This window comes from Romboutsia sp. 13368, assembly GCF_018336475.1.
GTDB lineage: Bacteria > Bacillota > Clostridia > Peptostreptococcales > Peptostreptococcaceae > Romboutsia.
Genome location: NZ_CP048741.1, coordinates 1,167,584 through 1,167,826, shown reverse-complemented (window position 1 = coordinate 1,167,826; position 243 = coordinate 1,167,584). Strand labels below are relative to the sequence as shown.

General features: G+C 30.9%; 1 protein-coding gene. It reads right to left on the bottom strand.

Translation table 11 applies throughout. From position 1 onward, the window contains the following. The coding region (locus G3997_RS04750) for a hypothetical protein (protein WP_296648914.1) at positions 1–243 on the bottom strand (243 nt) is incomplete at both ends.

The following is a 243-nucleotide window of genomic DNA, read 5'->3' as shown; positions in this document are numbered from 1 at the left end:
AATGGATACCTCTGTTTTTTCAATAAATGGACCCTTTTGTATGTATCCACCATTTTCTCTCCAAATATCTTTATTTACCATAGCATTTTTAAGCTCTTCAAGTGCTGAAGGGATATGCCATTGCCATTTACCTTCAGTTGCTGCACGTCTTTTTATATCTATAAATCTCATTTCTTTTTGAGTAAATATTCTATCTTCACATTTTTTTCTAAATGTATCTCCACTTACATCTTTCTCAAATTT